This window comes from Streptomyces sp. NPDC048504 (genome assembly GCF_043200035.1).
Taxonomy (GTDB): domain Bacteria; phylum Actinomycetota; class Actinomycetes; order Streptomycetales; family Streptomycetaceae; genus Streptomyces.
On the sequence record NZ_JBICXA010000005.1, the window covers coordinates 522,456 to 543,402 of the forward strand.

Genomic DNA, 20,947 nt, shown 5'->3' on the forward strand with positions numbered 1-20,947 from the left:
CGAGTTTGTCCCATTTAGACCATGACGAGGGGTTCTTACCGGTCTCACACCGGAATCTTCTCGATTGCCGACACCTCGCTCACCAGCCGGGATTAGCGTCCTGTGTCGTGCACTTGGCAGAAACTCAACAGGTGACACCCGGTCGGCGGACACAGTCGGCGGTGTCCGCCCCGGAACCTCCCGCGCAGTGGCACCGCATCCTCACCCTGCTCGCCGACATCAGTCTGTTCATCGGCGTCCGCCCGGTGTGGACGGAGGCCGCCAGCCACCGGCTCGTCGTGGCGGCGGTCGTCTGCCTCTGCTACGCCTCGATCCTGGTGTGCGGGGTGCTGACCCTGGTGGTCCGCCGGGCGCGTTCGCTGGCCCGGATCGATCTCGCCGTGCTGGTGACCGCGGTCCTGCTGGCCCTGTCCGCGTGGTCCGTGTTCCACACCGGCGGCGACGAGGCGGTCCTCACCACCCAGGCCGCCAAGGAACTGGTCGCCGGACACCCGGTCTACGGCCGGCCCTGGCCCTGGCTCTTCCACCCCAGCCAGGGCGTCGCCCTCACCCCGACGGTGACCGGCGGCTACGACTACACCTACGGCTATCCCCCGCTGGAGACGCTGCTCACGGCACCCCTGCTGTGGATCGGACACGGCGGCGCCCCCGCGACGGCCGTCGCGACCGGTGCGCTGATCGCTGCCGCGGTCCTCATGTGGCGGCTGCTGCCCACCCAGTGGCGGCCGGCGGCCACCATGGCGTGCCTGGGGCTCGGCCTTCTTCCGACCTACGGCCGTCAGGGCTATCCCGCCGTGCTCGCGCTGGCGTTGCTGGTGCCGGTGGTGATCCGCTGGCCCCGGATCGGCAGGGGCGGCCGGCTCGGCCCGGCCGGGATCGCCCAGGCCGCGTGTCTGGGTGCGGCCTGCGCGGCGCAGCAACTCCCCTGGTTCCTCACGCCGTTCCTGCTCGCCGGGATCTACGCGGTGCGGCGCGGTGAACTCGGCGCCCGGCAGGCCGCGTTGGTGCTGCTGCGGGTCGTCGGGGTCGCCGTCACCGTATGGCTGCTGATCAACACGTACTTCATCGTGCACGAGCCGAGCACCTGGCTGAGCGGCATCGCGCTGCCCCTGACGCAGGGCGCGGTGGTGCACGGCCAGGGCCTGGTGGACATCTCGCTGTACTTCACGAACGGCAGCGACCGGCTCGACTGGTACTCCCACGCGAGCATGCTGCTGGCGGCGGGTCTGCTCGCCGTATTCGTGCTGTTCGTACGGCGGTTGGGGCCGGCGGCGACCGTCCTGCCCTGGTGCGCCTTCTATCTGGCGACGCGTTCGCAGGACGGCTACTACCTGCTGATGACGCCGCTGTGGCTGGCCTCGGCGGTGACGGCGCCGATCGCCGAGTTCCGTGGCGCGTGGCAGCCGCGCCCCCGGCTGCTGTCCGGCCCGCACCGCCGGCGGGCCCGGGTCGCGGCGGCCGTGCTGCTGGTCACGCCCGCACTGGCGAGCGCGGCCGTGGCGGCGACGGGGGCGCCGCCGATGGACATGCGACTCACCGGTGCGCGGCGGGCGTTGCCCACCGTCGTGACCCGGCTGACCCTCAAGGTGACCAACTCGTCCGGCGACGCCCTCACGCCCCACTACACGCTCACCACGGGGCAGGGCATGAGCAGGTACTGGTCCCAGGTGGGCGGCCCGGCGACGCTGCCCGCGCACAGCACAGAGACCATCGAACTCCGGCCGCCCGACGGGACGTTCACCCTGCCGCACAAGAAGGTCCGCATCCGGGTGCGCGCCTTCACCGCCACCCCGCAGACGCTGTCCAGCTCGGACATCCAGCTGCGGCCCAAGGACTGACCGCTGCTTGACGTTCTGTCAGGCGGCGGTCCGCAGGAAGCGGAGCGTGGTGGTGACGGTGGTCAGGCCGCGCAGCATGCCCAGCTGGTTCCAGCCCAGGCCGAACTGGTCGCGGTCCACGGTGAATTCGGCGTCCAGCGTGAGCGCCTCGCCGGTCGTGTCCTTGAGGCGGGCCGTGAAGGTCTGCGGGCGGCTGATGCCGTGGACGGTCAGCTGACCGACGACGTGCACGGTGTCGCCGTCGCGCAGTTCCGCGCTGCGCACCGCGAAGGTGATCTCCGGGAACTTGTCGGTGTCGAACAGGTCGGCGGACCGCAGATGCTTGTCGCGCTTGGCGTTCTTGGTGTCCAGGGAGGCGGCGTCCAGGGTCAGCGTGCCGATCGCGGAGCCGTCGCCCCGGACCTCGCCCTGACCGTTGACGGTGCCGAAGGTGCCCTTCACATTGACCAGGCCCCACATCGTCTTGTGGCTGATGCCCACGGTGGAGGCGGCCTGGTCGAGCTGCCACACCCCGGTCTCGACGGCGACGGTCATGATCTCTCCCACTGGTTCCGGTAGTCCAAATTTGAATGAGCCCTACGAGCCTCAAGCTAGCCCATTATCCAAATCTGGACAACCACCTCCTCCAAAATTGGACAACAGGTAGACTCGACCCATGGCCGACCCCGTAGAGCGCCCTGCCGACCAGCCCGAATGCCCGTCCCTGCGGGGCGACGGGCTGCTCCCGCCCGAGCTGCGCGCCTGGATGCTGCTGCTGGCGGCGACGGGTGCGGTGGAGCAGGAGCTGCGCTCGGTCGTGAAGGGGAACCTCGACGTCTCGCACGACGAGTTCCTGGTGCTGTGCCTGCTGGCCGAGCAGCCCAAGGAGGGGCTGCGGATGACCCGGATCGCTGAGCTGCTGGGCCGGCCCAAGACCCGGCTGACGTATCAGATCGCGTGTCTCCAGCACGCGGGCCTGGTCACCCGCAAGTCCGTCTGCGGCGACAAGCGCGGCATCGAGGTCGCCCTCACCGAGAAGGCGACCCAACTCCTGCGCGAGGCCTCCGAGTCACTCGCCGAGACGGTCAGGCGCGGGCTCACCCAGTTCGTGGGGCGCGAACAACGGGAGGCGCTGAACGCGCTGTTCCCGGATCGCGCCGCCACCTGACGCCGTCCTAAAGGGAGTTGGGGGCGCCCCCGTCCGCCAGCAGGTCCACGAGGGTCGCCCGGGCTCGGGCGACCCTCGAACGGACCGTCCCCACAGGGCAGTTGCTGAGTTCCGCCGCCTCCTCGTAGGGCAGACCGAGGAGTTGGGTGAGGAGGAACGCCTCGCGGCGTTCGTCCGGCAGGACGGCGAGGAGGTCGAGGAGCGCCACGCCGTCGTCGAAGCCCGGCAGGCCCCGGGGCTGGGCCAGTTCCACGGCGAGTTGCCAGTCCTGGACGTCGGACAGGCGGGGGCGGACGGCGGCGCGGCGGTAGCTGTCGATCACCGCGCGGCGGGCGATGGACAGCAGCCAGGTGCGGGCCGAGGACCGGCCCTCGAAGCGGTGCAGGCTGCCGAGCGCCCGCAGGAACGTGTCCTGCGCGAGGTCGTCGACCGCCTGCGGGTCGGCGCAGAGGTGGGAGACATAGCGCAGGACGTCACGGTGCAGGGCGCGCACCAGATGGTCGACGGCGACGGAGTCGCCGTGGCGGGCGGCGAGCGCCCAGTTGGTCAGCGACTCGTCGCTCGACTCCGTCACGTCGGGCGAGGCGGGCAGGGTAGGAGTGATCACCTGAGGTCCTTCTCGGTCATCCGCGAAAGGGGATCGGCCGTCCCGCGGCGCCTGGAAGAGGCGCGGCGCGGGGGTACGGCCCAGGCCCGAGGCGCGTAGGCGCGGCCCCGGGGTGCTGGCTGTCGTCAGGCGACAGCGGTCCCCAGGGGCGGACCCCGAGAGGTGATCGCGTGGACGAGAAGGAGAAGCCGCGGCGCCCGCTCGGAACGGAGGCGGCGCGGACGGAGACGCGGGCGATGCGGCGGAGCGGGGAGCGCGAGCAGCAGGCGTAGCGGAGCCACCAGCCGTCCGGCTACGGCCCGCAGGACGCGGAACGCGGCGCGCTCGCCGTGCGCCAGCCACAGGCCGCAGAGCAGGGCGGCGAGGAGGTGGGCCGCGAGCATCCCGGGCGAGGAGGTGCCGGTGGTGGTGGCCGACATATGGCCCATGTCCATGGAGTCGCCGGCGCTCATGTGCATGGAGCCCATGTCGGCCAACCCCATGTCCATGGACACCGGCTGACCTGTCGCGGGCTGCGCCAACGAGAACGCCGAGTGGAGGGCGGCCTGGGCGGCGACCACGAGGGTCACGATCAGCGGGAGGCCGCGTTCACGGCCCGCCAGGGACCAGCCGGCCGCACCGGTCGCGGCCAGTCCGGCGGCCAGTGCCCAGGCCGGCACGTGGTGGCCGGACATCAGGACGTGGGCCAGGGCGGCGAGCAGCACACAGACGGCCGCGAACATCGCGGCCCTCACCGTGCGCGCACACCACCCTGCCGTCATGGCGCCTCATCCTGGCATCCGAACCTGGGTCCCAGCCGTGGGTACGGTATTTCCCGGCTCGTTGCTCAGTGGTGGTGGTCGCGGCGGGCCCGTCCTACTCCTCGATCACGAGGCCCTTCGCCGCGAGCACCGGCGCGAGGCCGCACATCTCGACGACCGTCCTGCCCGCGCGGTACGCGGCGATGAACCCGGCCTCCGCGTCGACCCGTTCCTGCGAGAGGGCGGCGGCCCCGGCCGCGGCCTCGCGGCGGACGACGACCACGCCGTCGGCGTCGGCGCGCATGATGTCGCCGGGGCGGACCAGCACACCGCCGACGGTGATCGGTTCGCACATCGGACCGACGGTCTCCTTGACCGTGCCCTTGATGGAGACGCTGCGGGAGAAGACCGGGAAGCCCAGGGCGCGCAGGTCCTCGGTGTCGCGGACGCCCGTGTCGGTGATCAGACCGGCGAGGCCCTTGGACTGGCAGGCGTTGGCGAGGACGTCGCCGAAGGAGCCCGCCTCCTCGTAGTTGCCGGCGGAGACGACCACGACGTCGCCGGGCTGGGCGTAGGCGATGGCGGTCTGGAGCATGAGGTTGTCGCGCGGGGCGCACTGGACGGTGAAGGCGGGGCCGCACAGGGACATCGTGTGGTCGACCGGCTTGATGGCCGAGTCCAGCGCCCCGAGACGTCCCTGCGCCTCGTGGATCGTGGCCGAGGAGAAGGCACTCAACTGCTTGACGACGGAGGGCTCCGGCCGGTCGAACTTGGTGCTGACGCGGATCATGATGACCTTTCGGAGGGATCAGACGGCGGGTGCGGAGGTCAGTTCGGCGCACGCCGCCGCGATGCGCTCGCAGGCCTCGGTGAGGACGTCCGTCGACGTGGCGAACGAGATACGGAAGTAGCCGGGGGCGCCGTACGCGGCTCCGTGGATCACCGCCACCTGTTGGCTGTCCAGGAGGTGACGGGCGAAGGCCTCGTCGTTGTCGATCCGGGTGCCGGCGGGGGTGAACTGCCCCATGGCCGCCCGGCAGTTGACGAGGAGGTAGAAGCCGCCGTCCGGGACCGTGCAGCTCAGCTGCGGGACGTCGTTGACGAGCTTCACGGTCTCGTCGCGGCGGGCGCGGTAGACGCGCACGGTGTCCTGGACGAAGTCCTGCGGTCCGGTGAGCGCGGCGGCAGCGGCGGTCTGGCTCACGGAGGAGGGGCACGAAGAGGTCTGGGACTGGAGGGTGTTGATCGCGGTGACCAGGTCCGCGGGACCGACCCCGTAGCCGATACGCCAACCCGTCATCGCGTACGTCTTGGAGACACCGTTGGTGAGGAACACCCGGTCGGCCAGGCGGGGTTCGACGGCCGCGAGGGACGCGGCGCTCTCGTCGCCGTACCAGATCTCGTCGTAGATCTCGTCGGTGAGGACGCCGACGTGCGGGTGGGCGAGCAACACCTCGGCCAGGGCACGGAGTTCGGCTGTGGTGTAGGCCGATCCGGTGGGGTTTCCCGGGGTGTTGAGGACGACCCAGCGGGTGTGCTCGGTGAGAGCCGAACTCAGGCGCTCCGGGGTCAGCTTGAAGCCGTCCGCCTCGGGGCAGTCGACGATGACCGGGGTGCCGTCGTTGGCGCGGACCATGTCCGGGTACGACACCCAGTACGGGGCGGGGACGACGACCTCGTCGCCCTCGTCCAGAGTCGCCATCAGGGCAAGGAAGATGACCTGTTTCGCGCCGCCGCCGACGGTGATGTGCGCGTCGGTGAACTCCAGGCCGTGACGCTCGCGGAGTTTCCCGGTGATCGCGGCGCGCAGGGCCGAAGTGCCGTTCACCGGGGTGTACTTGGTCTCGCCCGTCTCGATCGCCTTGATCGCGGCGGCCTTGACGTGGTCCGGGGTGTCGAAGTCGGGCTCGCCCACGGTCAGGTCGAGGATGGTGAGCCCCTGGCTCTTCAACTCGCGTACGCGCTGCGCCGCCGCCGTGCTCGGCGAGGGCTTGATACGGCCGAGCCGCTCTGCCGTCTTCACGGTGATCAGCCCTCCCTGCGCTCGAAGTTGAGGCCGCCGGGCACCTGAAAGGTGGGCAGGATCTCGATGTGGCCGATGTTGACGTGCCGGGGCGAGTCGACGGCGAACTCGATGGCGTCGGCGATGTCCTCGGGCTTCAGGGACTCGTAGCCGTCGTAGAACTCGCGCTGGGCGGCCTCCATGTCGCCCAGCAGGCGGCCGAAGATCTCCGTCTCCACGCGGCCGGGGCAGATCTCGCTGACGCGGACGCGGCGGCCGTAGCCGTCGACGCGGAGCTGGCGGGAGAGGGTGTGCACGGCGGCCTTGGTGGCGTGGTAGATCGTGTTGCCGCCGAAGTTGTAGACGCCGGCGATGGAGCTGATGTTGACGATGTGGCCGAGGTCGCGCTCGACCATGCCGGGCATCAGCAGCCGGACCAGGTGCAGGACGGCCTGGATGTTGACGGCGATCTGCTCGTCGATCGCGAACTCGTCGGCGGTGAGGATGTTGCCGGTGCGGGAGACGCCCGCGTTGTTGACGAGGACGTCGATCTCCAGGCCGTCGAGGACGGCGGTGAGCGCCTCGGTGTCGGTGATGTCGACGGCGTGTGGGACGCAACCGGTCTGGTCGGCAAGGGTGTTGAGCCGGTCGGCGTTGCGGGCCACGGCGTGGACTTCGAGGCCGCGCTTGGCGAGCCGTTCGACGACCACGGCTCCGATGCCGGTCGACGCTCCGGTGACGAGGGCCGTCCTGTAGTCGGAGATGGGCATGCTGAGGGCTCCTTGCTGTGCGGGGGGGGTGTGCGGGGGTGGGGGGTTGTGCGGGCGTGCGGGTGCCTGCTTTTCCGGGGCGGCGTCAGGCGTCGCGCAGGGGCAGGTGCGCCCGGTCCGTCACTCGGGAGACGGCGATGAGCGTGCCGAGTGCGGTGATGACGGCGTAGAAGGCCGGCATGTTGACGTTGCCCGTGCGGTCGATGAGGTAGGTCATCAGCAGGGGGGCCGTGCCGCCGAAGAGGGCGGAGGAGACGTTGTAGCCCAGGCCGTAGGCGGAGTAGCGCACACGGGTCGGGAAGAGTTCGACGAGCAGGATGTGGATGACGCCTGTGTGGCCGGCGAACACCACCGCCATGACGCAGGCGCCGATGACCGCGAGGGCCACGTTGCCGGTGCCGATCAGCAGGTAACAGGGGATACCGACGATCGCCATCGCGACGGCGGATCCGGCGAGGACCTTCTTGCGGCCGACGCGGTCGGAGAGGCGGCCCATGTAGGGGATGGCGATACAGATCGCGACCAGGCTGGAGGCGGTGACGAGGAGGCCCTGGACCTTGCCGAAGTGCAGCTCGGTGCTCATGAAGGTGGGCATGTAGCTGAACAGGACGTAGTAACCGGAGCCGTTCATCAGGGGGATGAACAGGGCCAGCAGCATGGCGCGCCGGTGCTCGGCGGAGGCGAACGCCTCCTTGAGGGGGTTCTTGGAGAGGCCGTCCTCTTCTTTCAGGCGCGTGAAGTTGGGGGTGTCGCTGATGCGCTTGCGGATGTAGATGCCGGCGATGCCGAGCGGCACAGCGAGCAGGAACGGGATGCGCCAGCCCCAGGACTCCATGCGCGCGGAGCCGAGTCCGCTGGTCATCGCGGCGGCGACCAGCGTGCCGGTGAGCAGGGCGAGGAACGAGGCGATCTGCGCGTAGCTCGTGTACAGGCCGCGCTTGCCCTCGGGGGCGTGCTCGGCGAGGAAGCTCATCGCGCCGGAGGCCTCGCCGCCGACGGAGAAGCCCTGGGCGACGCGGAGCAGGATCAGGAGGGCGGGCGCGGCGACGCCGATGCTGGCGTAGCTGGGGAGCACGCCGATGGCCGCGGTGGCGGCGCTGATCAGCAGGATGACGAAGACCAGCATCCGCTGGCGGCCGATGCGGTCGCCGAGGTGGCCGCAGATGACTGCGCCGAGGGGGCGGAAGAAGAAGGAGACGGCGTAGCCGAGGAAGACGAGCTGGACGGCGTTGTCGGAGCCGGGGAAGAAGACGGCGGCGAGCGATCCGGCCATGAAGCCGAAGATGCCGTTGTCGTAGAGCTCGGCGAAGATTCCGACGCAGCCGGCGAGGGTGACCTTGCGGGCGGTTCTGGGATCGACCGTGTTGGGGACGGGTTGAGCGGCCACGGTACTCATGGCGTCTCCTGTCTGGGCAGGGGGCGTGGACGAGGGGCGGTGCGGCTCCGTGCGGGGTGCTTCCAGCGGGGTGGCGGGGAGTGGGGTGAGTGGGTGCGGGTGGGTTTTGTGTGCGGGTGGGCTATGTGCGGGTGGGGAGCGGTTGTGAACTTCGTGCGGGTCGGTGGGGGCTGGGCGCGCAGTTCCCCGCGCCCCTTTGGAGCGGGGCTGTGTCGAAGAAGTACCGGCGGTCAAGCCCCCGCAGGTGCCCGGATGCGCAGGGCCTCGAAGGCCGTGCGCACCCTCGTTCTCAGGGCGTCTATCGCTTGGCGTTGGGCTCGGTGGGCCGTGATTGCCTGGTCGAGGGTGCGGTGGCGGAAGTGGAGGGTTTGGCCGGGGCGGACCTGGCCCAGGGCGGAGAGGCCGGTGGCGGTGACCACGGCCAGGACGGGGTAGCCGGCCGTGACTCCGCGGCCGCGGTGCAGGACGAGGAGTTCGTCGCCCGCGGGTACTTCGACGGCGCCGACGGGGACGCCGCGGGAGAGGACCTCGCCCTGGGTGACGCGGCGGGGTACCGCGCCCTGGAGGCGCAGGCCTATGTGGTTGCTTCGCGGGGTGACCGTGAAGGGGGCGTCGAACAGGCGCCGGCCCGTGTCGCCGAACTCGGCGCGGTCGGGGCCGTCGGTGACGTCGATGGTCCAGCTGGTGGGGAACGGGGGGACCGGCGCCTTCAGGCGGAACAGGGGGATGCGGGAGAAGGGGTGGTCGATGGGCGGGCAGGCGGTGCGCAGGGTGAGTTCGTCGCCGCTGCTCAGCGTGGGGCCGAAGCCCAGGATCGTGTCGGGGGCGCAGCTGCCCTGGAGGTAGTCGGCCTCGAACGAGCCGAGTACGGCCAGGTAGACGCGGAGGCCTCGGTGGATGCCGGTGATCCTGATGGTTTCGCCGACTCGGACCGGGACGGGTTCCCACTGCGGGCGTACGACTCCTTCGACGGTGACCTCGGCGGGGGCGCCGGTCACCGCGATGAGGATGTCGCCCGAGGGGACGCACGCGAAGTCCAGGGCGGTGATCTCCAGGAGCGGGGCGCGGTCGTCGTTGCCGCACAGGACGTTGGCGACGCGCGCCGAGTGCTGGTCGGCGGCTCCGTTGGCGGGCAGGCCGTAGCGGGAGCGGCCGACGCGGCCGAGGTCCTGGACGGTGACGATGCCGGCGGTGCGGACGGTGAGGGTGTCAGCCATGGCGCACCACCGGGTCCGTACAGTCCGCGAGGCTCAAGTCGGCGTAGTCGTCCCACTGTTGGGGCTCGATGGGACGGAAGCGGAAGGTGTCGCCGGGGCGGTACGCGGTGATCGGGTCGCTGTGCAGGTCGAGGACGCGTACCGGGGTGCGGCCCAGGAGCGGCCAGCCGCCGGGTGAGGGCATCGGGCAGATGACGGCCTGGCGTCCGGCGACGGCGACCGAGCCGGGGTCGACCCGGGTGCGGGGCGAGGCGAGGCGCGGTACCGGCTTCGGGAAGGGCGGGCCGTCCGTCATCGGTGCTCCGGCGGGGGCGCCGAGGCAGCGCACGGTGAGGTCGGAGCCGGAGTGCAGGACGATGATCTCGCCCTCGGTCAGGCCGAGTTGGGCGGCGACCTCGGGAAGGTCGGGGCCGTACTCGCCGCCGTAGACCACGGGGACGACGAAGCGGCGCGGAGGCTTGGTCGGTGCGGGGTGCGGGCCGAGGCGGGCCGCCTCATGGGCCAGGACGCGGCGGACGGTGTCGTGGTCGGTGACGGCGCAGTCGAACTCGACGAGCAGGGCGTCGTAGGTGGGCACCACGTCGTGGACGCCGGTCGGTTGGACGGCGTTCAGGGCATCGGCGAGAGCGTGGACGAGCTGCCAGGCGTCTTCGGCTTCCAGTCCTACGGCCTTGGCTACCAGGGCGGAGTCGCCGCAGTCGGCGATGGTCACGTTGGCGTTCGCTCCGAGGCAACTGCCGTTCGTAATGGGCCCGTTCACGACAGGGACGTCCGCGAGAACGCTGTTCATGTCCGTCACCCCCTGCCGCTCAGGACTTTGTCGAGGGAGGTGATCTCGACACCGGCGGCGAGGAGTTGCTCGCGGATGCGGCCGGCCAGGGCGATCGCGCCGGGGCTGTCGCCGTGCAACAGGACGGTGTCGCAGGCGACTTGGACGTCCGTGCCGTCGACGCTGCGGATGACGCCCTCGGTGACCATGCGCAGGGTGCGCCGGGCGACCTCGTCCGGGTCGTGGATCACGGCGCCGGGCTCGGAGCGGGGCACGAGCGTTCCGTCGGCGCGGTAGGCGCGGTCGGCGATGCCCACGATCCCCACGCGCAGGCCACGGGCGCGGGCCGCGTCGGCCAGCTCGCCGTCCTGCGCGAGGACGATCAGCGACTCGTCGAACGCCGCTACGGCGTCCACCACGGCGCGGGCGTAGTCGGCGCGGACGGCGACCAGGTTGCCGAGGCGGCCGTGCGGGGCGACGTGGTGCACCCGGGTGCCGTGGGCGACGGCGAAGGCCTGGAGGGCGCCGATCTGGTAGAGCACGTCCGTGCGGACCTCCTCCGGCGTGAGGTCCATCGCGCGCCGGCCGAAGCCGACCAGGTCGGGAAAGCTCGGGTGGGCACCCACGGCGACCTGCTTCTCCACGCACGTCCGCACGGTGGCGTCCATGATGCGGGGATCACCGGCGTGGAATCCGCAGGCCACATTGGCGGACGTCAGCAACTCCAGGAGGGCGGCGTCGTCGCCCATTGTGTAGGCGCCGAATCCCTCGCCGAGATCGGCGACGAGATCAACCATGGGAGTCATGACGTCCTCCGGGAGGGAATGCGGAAGGAAGGAATTCCGGGAAGGGAAATTCCGATGGGGGGAAGGAGATGCCATCACGTCTTCGTGAAACCGGGAGCGAGGGAATGGCCCGGCGTGGATGTTCCGCTCAACTTATTCCGCCGGTCGCGTGATCGCCAATATGCGTTCGGTCTGGCGTTATCGCGAACGGTTATGACTCCCCTCACAGCCTCCACCCGCCGGGGCTGTGCTTCGGGGTGAACGCTCCCTACGATGAGGCTTCGCTCCATCTGGAAGGCCCCGCGCAATGGACACCAGGCGTCTCTACTCGTTCATCAAGATCATCGACGCGGGGAGCATCACGCGCGCGGCCGACATCCTGCACATCGCCCAGCCGGCGCTGAGCCAGCAACTGTCCGCCCTGGAGGCACAGTTCGGGCAGCAGCTGCTGATCCGCAGCAAACGCGGGGTCGCCCCGACCGAGGCGGGCCGCGCCCTGTACCTGCACGCCCAGCTCATCCTCCGCCAGGTGGACCTCGCCCAGGCCGCCGTCGACGTCTCCGGCCGGGCCCCCGCCGGCAGCGTCTCGGTGGGCCTCGCCCCGTACAGCCTGGGCGCGGCCCTCGCGCTGCCCCTCCTGAAGAGCGTCCGCGAGCGCTACCCGGACATCCTGCTGCACATCAACGAGAACTTCGGCGGTGTGATCAGCGAGGCGATCATGACGGGCCGCATGGACATGGCCTTCATCTACGGCGCCGGGCCGCTCCGGGGTGTCCAGTTCGAGCCCGTCCGCACCGAGGACCTCTACCTGATCGGCGCGCCCGGCGACACGGCGCCGTCGGGGAAGGGCGAGGTGCGGCTGGCGGAGCTCGCGGACCTGCCCCTGCTGCTGCCCAGCCGGATCCACACGATCCGGCAGGTCGTGGACGCCGCCTTCCAGCAGGCCTCGCTCCGGCTGAACGTGGTGGGCGAGGTCGAGTCCGCGCTGACGCTCGTCAACGCCGTGGACGCGGGCATCGGCGCGACGGTCCTGCCGTGGTCGGCGGCACGGGCCATCCTCGACGTCCGCGAGCTGTCCGTGCGGCGGATCGTGGAGCCCGGGATCACGGTGAAACTGTCCGTGGTGACCTCGGACAATCAGCCGCTCTCGGAGCCCGCGCTGGCCGTGCACGATCTGTTCCTGGAGCTGATCGACACCGACAGGAATAAGGACGACCAATAGCGTCACACGAATCCGCTATTTGTTTCCGGTGACCGCCGCGGCTAGCGTCTTCCGAATAATCCGCCCGGCCGGTAATGCACGGCTGTACGTGGCTGTACATGGCTCGTCACTGGAGAAGAACATGAAGAATCGTGTCCTCGCCACCCGTGAAAACCTGCCCGGCGAAGGCCTGCGACGCCTGTCCGAGAGCGCGGAGTTGGTGGCCTGGCCCGGTGCCGCCAAGCCCGGACCCGCCGACCTCGCCGCGATCGCCCCCGGCGTGAGCGGTGTACTGGCCCTCGGCAACGACCCCGTGGACGCCGCCCTCATGGACGCGGCGGGCCCCTCCCTGCGCGTCATCGCACTGGCCAGCATGGGCTTCGACAACGTCGACCGTGTCGCGGCCGCCGAGCGCGGCATCGTCGTCACGCACACGCCCCGCGTGCTCGCGGAGACCACCGCCGACCTCACCTTCGCGCTGATCCTCGCCGCCCGCCGCCGGCTCGGCGCGGCGTCCGCGAGCCTCGCGGACGGCTCCTGGGAACTGTTCCGGATGCACGACTATCTCGGCCTGGACGTCCACGGAGCCACCCTCGGCCTGGTCGGCTACGGCCAGATCGGCCGCGCGGTCGCCCGCCGCGCCCACGGTTTCGGGATGCGTGTGATCCACCACGACCCGTACGCGCCCGACGACGACCTGTCGACCTCGGTGGGCCTGGCCGCGCTGCTGGCCGACTCCGACGTCGTGTCGCTGCACGTGCCGCTCACCGACGAGACCCGCCATCTGATCTCGGCCCGCGAACTGTCCGCGATGAAGCCCACGGCCACGCTGGTCAGCACCTCGCGCGGCGGAGTCGTGGATGAAGAGGCCTTGTTGGACGCCGTCCGCGAGGGGCGGCTGCACTCCGCCGGGCTCGATGTCTTCGAACGGGAGCCGATGGGAACGGAGTTGTCCCCGCTGGTGGCCGAGCCGAACGTGATCACGCTGCCGCACATCGGATCGGCGACCGAGGCGACCCGGGCCGCGATGGTCGACCTGGCGGTGGACAACATCCTGGACGTACTGGCCGAACGGCCCGCTCGTACGCCCCTTCCCGGCAGTTCGGCGGTGGCGGGCGCGCCGGTCGGCACCTGAACGCGCCGGTTCACCCCGCCTGGGTGCTGCTGAGGCCGGCCCACTGCAGCAGGAACCGCAGCGCGTCCTGCGAGGGCGAGTCGGGTGGGGCCGTGTATGCGACGAGGAACTGATCCGGGTGCGTGTCCACCGTGAACTGCTGGACATCCAGGGTGAGTTCACCCGCGACCGGATGAACGTACGTCTTGGTGAGCTGCCGCGGTCCCCGTACCTGATGTTCGGCCCACCAGGTGCGGAAGTCCGGGTCCCGGGCGGCGAGTTCGGCGATCAAGGTGTCCAGCGCCGGGTCGTGCGGGGTGCGGCCCGCCTCCATGCGCAGTACGGCGACGCACTCGCGGGCGGCCCGGGGCCAATCGGCGTACAGGGCCCGGAAGTCGGTGTCCAGGAAGGTGAGCCGGATCAGGTTGCGCTCGGCCGGGGGCACGGCGCCGAAGTCGGTCAGCAGGGCCGTGGCCGCGCGGTTCCAGGCGAGGACGTCCATGCCGCGGTGCAGCACCATCGCCGGGACGTCGTGCATGGTGTCCAGCAACTGCCGTAGCCGCGGGGCGACTTCGGAACGTCCGGGCGGACGGGTGGACGCTCCCGGCGCGACCTCGGCCAGCGTGAAGAGGTAGGCGCGCTCGTCGGGGGCGAGGTGGAGCGCGTCGGCCAGTGCGTCCAGGACGGCGCGGGAGCCCCGGCGGGTGCGGCCCTGTTCCAGGCGGACGATGTAGTCGACGCTCACGTGCGCGAGGTAGGCCAGCTCCTCCCTGCGCAGCCCGGGTACGCGCCGCAAGCGGCCGTCGTCGGGGAAACCCGCCTGCTGCGGGTCGCGGTCCGCTCGGCGGGCGCGCAGGAAGTCACCCAGTTCGTTGCCGGCGGGGCCGGCGGGGGACGACAACACGTCGCGATCTGCCATGGCTCCAGTGTCCTCGGGTCGGCGGACGCGTGCCTGGTACAGAACCGCATAGGCAGAGCCGTCCCTGGTGGCGCGGGGCGGGGTGGCGTGACGGTGGGGGCATGGCCGTAGAACCGGCCTCCCTCTCCTCCTCAGCTCTCACTGGAGTGCATCCCATGCGTACCGATGTCACCTTCCTCAGCGCGGGCCTGAAGCTCGCCGGTCACCTCTACACCCCGGACGGTGAGACGCCGGGGGTGCCGCGTCCCGCGATCGTGGTCGGGCATCCCGGCAGCGGCGTGAAGGAGCAGGCCGCCGGCCTGTACGCGCGCCGGCTGGCCGAGCGCGGGTTCGTCACGCTCGCCTTCGACGCCGCCTACCAGGGCGAGAGCGAGGGCGAGCCGCGCGGTCTGGAGGATCCGGGGCAGCGGGTCGAGGACCTGAAGGCCGCCGTCTCCTTCCTCAGCACTCTCGACGAGGTCGACCCCGGCCGCATCGGGGCGCTGGGCGTCTGCGCGTCCGGCGGTTACGCCCTCGCGGCGACCGCGACCGACCCGCGCATCCGGGCCGTGGGCACGGTCAGCGCCGTCGACATCTCGCGGCAGTTCCGGCTCGGCGCGGACGGCGCCCAGGACCCGGCCGTCGTGGAAGGCATGCTGGCCGCCGCCTCCGCCGCCCGCACCGCCGAGGCGCGGGGTGCGGACGTCCAGCGCTTCCCGCTGTTCCCCGCCACCGAGGAGGAGGCGCGCGCGGGCGGCCCGTACGTCTACGAAGGCTGGGAGTACTACTGCACTCCGCGCGCCGGGCACCCCCGCTCGGCCAAGTCCCTGACCTGGACGAGCGTCGACCGCATCGCCGCCTTCGACACCTTCGCGTCCGTCGCCCTGATCGCCCCGCGCCCGGTACTGCTGATCGTCGGGCGGGCGGCGGTGACGTCCTGGATGAGCGTGGAGGCGTTCCAAAAGGCTTACGGGCCAAAGGAGTTGACGTGGATCGAGGGCGCTTCGCACAACGACCTCTACGACAAGGACGAGTACGTGACGCCCGCCGTGGAGAAGCTGGACGGCTTCTTCGCCGCCCACCTGACGGCGTGATCCAGCCGCCTGGCCGGCCGTGTGACCCGGGCGTGTGATCCAGCAGACAGCGAAAACTACACAAGTAACTTGGCAAAGTTACTTGTGTAGTTTTACGTTGGATCCATGACCACGAATCCCCCGCCGCAGCAGTCCGTCGCGACCGCGCAGCGGCTCAACGACGCGATGACCCGGCTGCGCGCACGGCTGCGCGCGGAATCGGGGCAGCATGCGACCGGTCTGACCCTCACGCAGCTCGGCGTGCTGGCGAGTGTCGTACGGGAGGGCCCTGTCACCGCGGCGCGGCTGGCCGCGCTGGAGCGCGTCAGCGCGCAGTCCATCGCGCAGAGCCTGGCCGTGCTCAAGGCCGCCGGGCTGGTCCGCAGCGAGCCCGACGCACAGGACGGCCGCAAGAAGCTGATGAGCGCCGACCCGTCCGCGACCGAGCTGGTCGAGAAGCTGCTGGCGGGGCGCGCCTCCTTCCTGGCGCGGGCCATCGACCAGTTGGTCGCCCCGGACGAGCGCGAGGACGTGGAGAAGGCCATCGAGCTGCTGGAGCGCCTCGCCACGACCGAGCTGAACGACGGCGGCATATGAGGACCGGGACCGTCCCCGTGAGGACCGGCATATGAGGACCGACACCGGCAAGGCCGCCGGACCGGCGCGCGTCGCGCGCAAGCCCTTCGCGTGGACCTTCACGACCCCGCTCTATGTGGGCGCCGGCCTCAACCCGGTCAACAGCTCCATCATCGCGACCGCGCTGGTGCCGATCGCCACCGAACTGCATGTCGCGGTCGGCAGCACCGCCGTACTCGTCTCTTCGCTCTACCTGGCCAGCGCCGTGGCGCAGCCCACCGCCGGCAAGCTGGCGGAGGTGCTCGGCGCGCGCCGGATCTTCCTCTTCGGGATCGTCCTGGTGCTGCTCGGCGGGGTCGTCGGCGGCCTCGGCCAGAACCTGGCGATGCTGACGGTGGCCCGGGTCCTGGTCGGCATCGGTACCTCGGCCGCGTTCCCCTGCGCGATGGTGCTGATCCGGCGCCGCGCGCAGGACGCCGGTCTCGACGCCCCGCCGGGCGGAGTCCTCGGCGGCATCGCGATCGCGGGCATGGCCACCGCGGCCATCGGCCCGCCGATCGGCGGACTGCTGGTCGGCGCCGCGGGCTGGCGCTGGGCCTTCCTGATCAACATCCCGGTGACCCTGGCCGCGATGGTGATGGCCGTGCGCTGGCTGCCCCAGGACCCGGCGCTGGACCGCGCGGACAACGGTTTCCGCCGGGTCGCCGACCGGATCGACCTGCCCGGCATCCTCGGTTTCGCCGTGACGATGACCGCGCTGGTCGTCTTCCTGATGGGTCTCCCCCGCCTCGGGTGGACCGCGCTCGCCGTCTTCGTCCTGGCCGCGGGGCCCACGGTCTGGTGGGAGCTGCGCAAGCCGGGCCCGTTCTTCGACTTCCGCGGCCTGGCCGCCAACAGCGCCCTGACCCGGACCTATCTGCGCCAGGCGCTCTCCCTGCTCGGCACGTACACCGTGATGTACGGCGTGACGCAGTGGATGGAGGCCGCGCACGGGCTGTCCACCGTGACGGCGGGACTCCTGCTGCTGCCGATGGGCGCCGTGTCCGCGCTCCTCTCGCGCCCGCTCGCCCGCCGCAACCTGATCCGCGGCCCGCTGGTCGTCTCGGCGGTGACCATGCTGATCGGATCGGCCGGGATCATGCTTCTCACCTCGCACAGCCCGGCGATCCTGATCGTGCTGGTGTCCCTGATCTTCGGCGTCGCCTCGGCGACCACCACCGTCGGCAACCAGACCGCCCTCTACCTGGAGGCGCCGCCGGACCAGATCGGCACCGCCTCCGGCCTGTTCAGGACCTTCGGCTACCTCGGGACGATCACCTCGGCCGTGATCGGCGGCATCGTCTTCCGCACCGGCGTGACCGACCACGGCCTGCACGTCCTCGGCCTCGTCCTGGTCGGCGCGGGCCTAGCGGTCCTCCTGCTGACCGTCCTGGACCGCCGCCTGATGGGCCGCACCAAGACCACCTGACCGCCCCCGGTAAGAACCCCCCCCTCAAGGAGAACCTCGCGTGAGCACCCCCTCCCTCCCCACGATCGCCCCCGAGCGCACCGCCCTGCTGGTCATGGACTTCCAGAACGGGATCGTCCCCATGGCCCCCGACTCCGACGCCCTCGTCGAGCGGGTCAAGGACACCATCGCCGACGTCCGTGCCGCCGGCGGCGCCATCGGCTACGTCCGCGTCGCCTTCACCGAGGACGACTGGTCGGCGGTCCCCGACACCAACAAGTCCTTCAGCGCGGTCGCCGCGGCGAAGATGCTGCACCACGAGGACGACGCCACGCAGATCGACGCGCGGATCACGCCCGAGGACGGCGACATCGTCGTCCGCAAGATCCGCTACGGCTCGGGCTCGACCACCGATCTCCACGAGCAGTTGAGCGACCGCGGCATCGACACCCTGGTCCTCGCCGGCATCAGCACCAGCGGCGTGGTCCTGTCCACCGTCATCGACGCGGCCGACCGCGACTACCGCGTCCTCGTCCTGTCCGACGGCGTCGCCGACCCCGACGCCGAGACCCACCAGGTGCTGGTCGAGAAGGTGTTCCCGTCCCGGGCCCACGTCATCGACACCACGGTTCTACGACAGCTGCTGCGCGCCGTCTGACACAGCGCTCACGCCGGTGCCCCGGGCGGCGTCCCGGGGAAGACCACACGGAGTTTCCGCACCCGCCCGCCCCGGCGGAACATCAGCCAGGCCAGGGTGGGCGGGCAGGGGTTGGCGATACCGGCGGGGTTGACGGCCTCCATCTCCCAGATGGCGATGTCCCGGCTGGCCACGACATGGCGCAGATGCTGGGTCACGCCCTTGTCCCGGGTGCTCCGCATCGCCGGGAAGGGATGGAGGTGTCCGCCCTCCTTGTTGAGGACGCCGACCAGTTCGGTCTCCGCTGGCCACAACTCCAGGATCTCCGGGGGCAGTTGGCCGCGCATGGCGCCGTCCAGCGTGACCTCGGCCTCCTGCCGACTGTCCTCGGTGAGCGCGGAGGCGTCGTCGTGGCCCCCGGCCGCGGTCGACAGCAGGACCTTGGCCATCTTCGCCCGGGCCTGGTTGAGCCGGCTGCGCACGGTGCCCACCGGCACCTCGCAGACCTCCGCGATCTCCTGGTACGAGGTGATCCCGCTGAAGTGCCGCAGCATCAGCACCAGCCGCTGCTGCTGCGGCAGTTCCTCCACCGCGTCCCAGATCCAGTCCCGCATCGCGTGCTGCTCGACGACCCGCTCCGGGTGCGAGGGCTCGTCGTCCCGCACCCGCAACTGCTCCAGCGCGTCGACCCCGGGCAGCTCCCGCACGGCCCGCAACTTCATCCGCGCCGCGTTCCGCACGATCGCCCGCAACCACGCCCCTACGGCGGCGGGTTCCCGCACGTCACCGATGCGCCGCAGCGCGGTCAACGCGGCATCCTGTACGGCGTCCTCGGCGTCGGGGCCGTAGCCGAGAAGACTCAACGCGACGGCACGCATGGGCGCCTGATGGCGCGTCAGCAACAGGCCCAGGGCATCGGACTCGCCGGCCTGGGCCCTGCGGGTGAGTTCCTCATCCGTGGGATGGTCTAGGGGCACCATGAAGCCTCCATGCGCACACATCACAAGCCCTGGGCCACTGCGGGGAGTTGGGCTCATGCTCTGGGGACCCCACTTCTCCCACCCCCCGATGAACAGGGGATGGCCCCCGCGTGGCGGACCGAGGGGACCCTTGTCGAGGAAGATACGCCGCCACGGCTCCTCGCCGGGCCCCCTCGACCGGGTTGGTCGACCCGCCCTCGTGTCAGGCCTGTTCGGCGGCCTCGGGCTCGGGCAGCCAGCTGCCGTGGAAGCCGGACGGGACGGGGTACGGCAGTTCCACGACCGCCTGCACGGAGAGGTCGGTGGCGTCGAGGACGAGGAGTTCACCGGCCGCCCCGTCGCCGTCCGAGACGAGCGACATGAGCCAGCCGGCGTCCTCGTCGGTGCCGTCCGACGCGGGCACGAAGACGGCCTCGCCGGAGTAGCGGCTGCCGGGCGTCTTGTGGACGTCCCCGGTCTGGCGCTCCAGGTCGTGCTTGGCGATGCCGTCGCCGTTGACCGTGTAGAGGTAGCGGTTCCGGCGCCCGGTGAGGGTCTCGTTGTGGGTGGGGAACTCGGCCTCCCGGTCGTCCAGTTGGGACTCGAAGACCCGGCCGGCCACCGGGTCCAGGATCCACCGGTACAGGACGGAGGGGGCCTGGGTGTGCCCCGGTTCCCGCACCCCGACCTGACCGTTCGCCACGCTGGGGACGCTCGCGCCGGTGGGTCCGCCGATGTCGCCCCACACCTTCCGGAACCCGGCGTCGTCGTAGCGCACCGCGTCCAGCACCACACGCCCCTGCGCGTCCTCATAGGCGTTGCCCACATGGAAGACGTAGCAGGGGTCGACGTCGAACCACCGCACGTCGGTGGAACCGTGCTCGCGGGACATGATCCCGATCCGCGCGCCGTACGCCTCGGCCCACCGGTAGGGCATGCCGCCGCGTCCGGCCAGGGTGTGGTCGAAGACGACGGGCAGGTCCATCCACACGATGTGGTGCTCGGTGATGGCGAAGTCGTGCATCATCGTCGGCCCGGGAACGTCGATCGGCCGGCTGTCGAGCAGCTCGCCGTCCGCGGTGACCCGGTGGTAGGTGAGGTAGGGCGGCGCGAACCCGGTCCCGAACAGGTGCAGTTCGCCGGTGACCGGGTCCTGCTTGGGATGCGCGGTCATCGCGGTGGTCAGCTTCCCGCCGAAGTCGTACGGCCCGACGGTCTCCAGCTCCGGGGTGACCCAGTAGGGCAGACCCACCTCGCACAGGGCGAGGACGGTGTCGGCGTGCCGGATCACGTGCGTGTTGGCGGGCACGGCGGCCAGGTCGACGCTGAAGTCCTCGCGGACGAAGGGGTGACCCTCCAACTCCCTCGTCCTGACCCACCTGTTGCGGTACCACTCGGCACGGCCGCCGCGCAGCCGGATGCCGTGCAGCATGCCGGGGCCGGTGAACCAGTGGCCCCGGTCCTCGCCGGGCAGCGGGTTGGGGCCGTTGCGCAGATAGCGGCCGTCCAGGTCGGGCGGGAGGGTGCCCCGCACGGTGAGTTCGGCCGCGGTGTACTCCTCGGGGACCGGCGCGAAGCGGCCCTGGAGGTAGAGGGGGACGGGTGTCTCGTGCTCGGTCGTCATGCTGCTTTCCTTAGAGGTTCTGTGGCTCCGTGCACCCGAACACGCTTGGCCCGGGCCGGAGTTGGCCGCGGGGGGGGGGGGGGGGGGGGGGCGGGCCCCCCCCCCCGGGGGGGGGGGGGGGGGGGGGGGCCCGCCCCCCCCCCCCCC

Annotated in this window: 21 protein-coding genes; 8 read left to right on the forward strand and 13 right to left on the reverse strand. The window is 71.1% G+C overall.

Going from position 1 to position 20,947, the window contains the following annotated elements; all coding sequences use genetic code 11:
• Positions 1-161: 161 nt before the first annotated feature.
• Positions 162-1,838 (forward strand): hypothetical protein, encoded by a 1,677-nt coding sequence (locus ACGFY9_RS15810; RefSeq protein ID WP_393754447.1) that lies wholly within the window; start codon positions 162-164, stop codon positions 1,836-1,838.
• A gap of 18 nt (positions 1,839-1,856) precedes the next feature.
• Here the strand turns inward: ACGFY9_RS15810 and ACGFY9_RS15815 are convergent, their stop codons facing one another.
• Positions 1,857-2,372: a YceI family protein gene (locus ACGFY9_RS15815; RefSeq protein WP_393754449.1), complete on the reverse strand. Its 516-nt coding sequence runs from the start codon at positions 2,370-2,372 to the stop codon at positions 1,857-1,859.
• Positions 2,373-2,493: 121 nt separating this feature from the next.
• Here ACGFY9_RS15815 and ACGFY9_RS15820 point away from each other — a divergent pair, with 121 nt between their 5' ends.
• Positions 2,494-2,985: a MarR family winged helix-turn-helix transcriptional regulator gene (locus ACGFY9_RS15820; RefSeq protein ID WP_393754451.1), complete on the forward strand. Its 492-nt coding sequence runs from the start codon at positions 2,494-2,496 to the stop codon at positions 2,983-2,985.
• Positions 2,986-2,992: 7 nt separating this feature from the next.
• On the opposite strand, the gene ACGFY9_RS15825 is transcribed toward ACGFY9_RS15820, so the two are convergent.
• The 9 genes from ACGFY9_RS15825 to ACGFY9_RS15865 form a co-directional block, all read right to left on the reverse strand.
• The gene (locus ACGFY9_RS15825; RefSeq protein WP_393754453.1) at positions 2,993-3,592 is read right to left on the reverse strand and encodes a sigma-70 family RNA polymerase sigma factor; all 600 of its coding nucleotides are present in this window, start codon (positions 3,590-3,592) and stop codon (positions 2,993-2,995) included.
• Positions 3,593-3,717: 125 nt separating this feature from the next.
• A complete protein-coding gene (locus tag ACGFY9_RS15830; RefSeq protein WP_393754455.1) occupies positions 3,718-4,353 on the reverse strand; it encodes a hypothetical protein in 636 nt (211 codons plus the stop codon).
• Positions 4,354-4,447: 94 nt separating this feature from the next.
• The gene (locus ACGFY9_RS15835; RefSeq protein ID WP_393754457.1) at positions 4,448-5,122 is read right to left on the reverse strand and encodes a 4-carboxy-4-hydroxy-2-oxoadipate aldolase/oxaloacetate decarboxylase; all 675 of its coding nucleotides are present in this window, start codon (positions 5,120-5,122) and stop codon (positions 4,448-4,450) included.
• A gap of 18 nt (positions 5,123-5,140) precedes the next feature.
• Positions 5,141-6,355 (reverse strand): aspartate transaminase, encoded by a 1,215-nt coding sequence (locus tag ACGFY9_RS15840; protein ID WP_393754459.1) that lies wholly within the window; start codon positions 6,353-6,355, stop codon positions 5,141-5,143.
• A 5-nt stretch (positions 6,356-6,360) separates the two neighbouring features.
• Complete coding sequence (locus tag ACGFY9_RS15845; protein WP_393754461.1) at positions 6,361-7,104, reverse strand: SDR family oxidoreductase; 744 nt, start codon at positions 7,102-7,104, stop codon at positions 6,361-6,363.
• Positions 7,105-7,189: 85 nt separating this feature from the next.
• On the reverse strand, positions 7,190-8,500 hold the full coding sequence (locus ACGFY9_RS15850; RefSeq protein WP_393754463.1) for an MFS transporter: 1,311 nt from the start codon (positions 8,498-8,500) through the stop codon (positions 7,190-7,192).
• 230 nt (positions 8,501-8,730) lie between these two features.
• Positions 8,731-9,717: a biotin-dependent carboxyltransferase family protein gene (locus tag ACGFY9_RS15855; protein ID WP_393754465.1), complete on the reverse strand. Its 987-nt coding sequence runs from the start codon at positions 9,715-9,717 to the stop codon at positions 8,731-8,733.
• Entirely contained in the window at positions 9,710-10,507 is a 798-nt protein-coding gene (locus ACGFY9_RS15860) for an allophanate hydrolase subunit 1 (RefSeq protein ID WP_393754467.1), read from the reverse strand. The genes ACGFY9_RS15855 and ACGFY9_RS15860 overlap by 8 nt, the downstream gene beginning before the upstream one ends.
• Positions 10,508-10,512: 5 nt before the next feature.
• Entirely contained in the window at positions 10,513-11,292 is a 780-nt protein-coding gene (locus ACGFY9_RS15865; RefSeq protein ID WP_393754469.1) for a LamB/YcsF family protein, read from the reverse strand.
• Between the two features lie 286 nt (positions 11,293-11,578).
• Between ACGFY9_RS15865 and nac the strand changes: the two genes are divergently transcribed.
• Together nac and ACGFY9_RS15875 are read left to right on the forward strand one after the other, a co-directional pair.
• A complete protein-coding gene (gene nac / locus ACGFY9_RS15870; protein ID WP_393754471.1) occupies positions 11,579-12,493 on the forward strand; it encodes a nitrogen assimilation transcriptional regulator NAC in 915 nt (304 codons plus the stop codon).
• A gap of 121 nt (positions 12,494-12,614) precedes the next feature.
• On the forward strand, positions 12,615-13,607 hold the full coding sequence (locus ACGFY9_RS15875; RefSeq protein ID WP_393754473.1) for a 2-hydroxyacid dehydrogenase: 993 nt from the start codon (positions 12,615-12,617) through the stop codon (positions 13,605-13,607).
• A 10-nt stretch (positions 13,608-13,617) separates the two neighbouring features.
• Here ACGFY9_RS15875 and ACGFY9_RS15880 read toward each other — a convergent pair whose 3' ends face one another.
• Positions 13,618-14,505, reverse strand: coding sequence for a helix-turn-helix transcriptional regulator (locus ACGFY9_RS15880; protein WP_393754475.1), 888 nt, complete (start codon positions 14,503-14,505; stop codon positions 13,618-13,620).
• Positions 14,506-14,660: 155 nt separating this feature from the next.
• On the opposite strand from ACGFY9_RS15880, the gene ACGFY9_RS15885 reads away from it, so the two are divergent.
• From ACGFY9_RS15885 to ACGFY9_RS15900, 4 genes are all read left to right on the forward strand, one after another.
• Complete coding sequence (locus tag ACGFY9_RS15885; protein WP_393754477.1) at positions 14,661-15,578, forward strand: alpha/beta hydrolase; 918 nt, start codon at positions 14,661-14,663, stop codon at positions 15,576-15,578.
• A 105-nt stretch (positions 15,579-15,683) separates the two neighbouring features.
• On the forward strand, positions 15,684-16,154 hold the full coding sequence (locus tag ACGFY9_RS15890) for a MarR family winged helix-turn-helix transcriptional regulator (RefSeq protein ID WP_393754478.1): 471 nt from the start codon (positions 15,684-15,686) through the stop codon (positions 16,152-16,154).
• 31 nt (positions 16,155-16,185) lie between these two features.
• Positions 16,186-17,601 (forward strand): MFS transporter, encoded by a 1,416-nt coding sequence (locus tag ACGFY9_RS15895; RefSeq protein WP_393754480.1) that lies wholly within the window; start codon positions 16,186-16,188, stop codon positions 17,599-17,601.
• A gap of 40 nt (positions 17,602-17,641) precedes the next feature.
• Positions 17,642-18,238: a cysteine hydrolase family protein gene (locus ACGFY9_RS15900; protein WP_393754481.1), complete on the forward strand. Its 597-nt coding sequence runs from the start codon at positions 17,642-17,644 to the stop codon at positions 18,236-18,238.
• An 8-nt stretch (positions 18,239-18,246) separates the two neighbouring features.
• On the opposite strand, the gene ACGFY9_RS15905 is transcribed toward ACGFY9_RS15900, so the two are convergent.
• The gene (locus tag ACGFY9_RS15905) at positions 18,247-19,197 is read right to left on the reverse strand and encodes an RNA polymerase sigma factor (RefSeq protein WP_393754483.1); all 951 of its coding nucleotides are present in this window, start codon (positions 19,195-19,197) and stop codon (positions 18,247-18,249) included.
• Positions 19,198-19,399: 202 nt separating this feature from the next.
• Complete coding sequence (locus ACGFY9_RS15910; protein WP_393754484.1) at positions 19,400-20,800, reverse strand: carotenoid oxygenase family protein; 1,401 nt, start codon at positions 20,798-20,800, stop codon at positions 19,400-19,402.
• Positions 20,801-20,947 lie beyond the last annotated feature (147 nt).

Coding starts and splice junctions, on each gene's coding strand:
- ACGFY9_RS15815 (WP_393754449.1), bottom strand. CDS start 2,372: ATGACCGTCGCCGTCGAGACCGGGGTGTGGCAGCTCGACCAGGCCGCC.
- ACGFY9_RS15820 (WP_393754451.1), top strand. CDS start 2,494: ATGGCCGACCCCGTAGAGCGCCCTGCCGACCAGCCCGAATGCCCGTCC.
- ACGFY9_RS15830 (WP_393754455.1), bottom strand. CDS start 4,353: ATGACGGCAGGGTGGTGTGCGCGCACGGTGAGGGCCGCGATGTTCGCG.
- ACGFY9_RS15835 (WP_393754457.1), bottom strand. CDS start 5,122: ATGATCCGCGTCAGCACCAAGTTCGACCGGCCGGAGCCCTCCGTCGTC.
- ACGFY9_RS15845 (WP_393754461.1), bottom strand. CDS start 7,104: ATGCCCATCTCCGACTACAGGACGGCCCTCGTCACCGGAGCGTCGACC.
- ACGFY9_RS15850 (WP_393754463.1), bottom strand. CDS start 8,500: ATGAGTACCGTGGCCGCTCAACCCGTCCCCAACACGGTCGATCCCAGA.
- ACGFY9_RS15855 (WP_393754465.1), bottom strand. CDS start 9,717: ATGGCTGACACCCTCACCGTCCGCACCGCCGGCATCGTCACCGTCCAG.
- ACGFY9_RS15860 (WP_393754467.1), bottom strand. CDS start 10,507: ATGAACAGCGTTCTCGCGGACGTCCCTGTCGTGAACGGGCCCATTACG.
- ACGFY9_RS15865 (WP_393754469.1), bottom strand. CDS start 11,292: ATGACTCCCATGGTTGATCTCGTCGCCGATCTCGGCGAGGGATTCGGC.
- nac (WP_393754471.1), top strand. CDS start 11,579: ATGGACACCAGGCGTCTCTACTCGTTCATCAAGATCATCGACGCGGGG.
- ACGFY9_RS15875 (WP_393754473.1), top strand. CDS start 12,615: ATGAAGAATCGTGTCCTCGCCACCCGTGAAAACCTGCCCGGCGAAGGC.
- ACGFY9_RS15880 (WP_393754475.1), bottom strand. CDS start 14,505: ATGGCAGATCGCGACGTGTTGTCGTCCCCCGCCGGCCCCGCCGGCAAC.
- ACGFY9_RS15885 (WP_393754477.1), top strand. CDS start 14,661: ATGCGTACCGATGTCACCTTCCTCAGCGCGGGCCTGAAGCTCGCCGGT.
- ACGFY9_RS15890 (WP_393754478.1), top strand. CDS start 15,684: ATGACCACGAATCCCCCGCCGCAGCAGTCCGTCGCGACCGCGCAGCGG.
- ACGFY9_RS15895 (WP_393754480.1), top strand. CDS start 16,186: ATGAGGACCGACACCGGCAAGGCCGCCGGACCGGCGCGCGTCGCGCGC.
- ACGFY9_RS15905 (WP_393754483.1), bottom strand. CDS start 19,197: ATGGTGCCCCTAGACCATCCCACGGATGAGGAACTCACCCGCAGGGCC.
- ACGFY9_RS15910 (WP_393754484.1), bottom strand. CDS start 20,800: ATGACGACCGAGCACGAGACACCCGTCCCCCTCTACCTCCAGGGCCGC.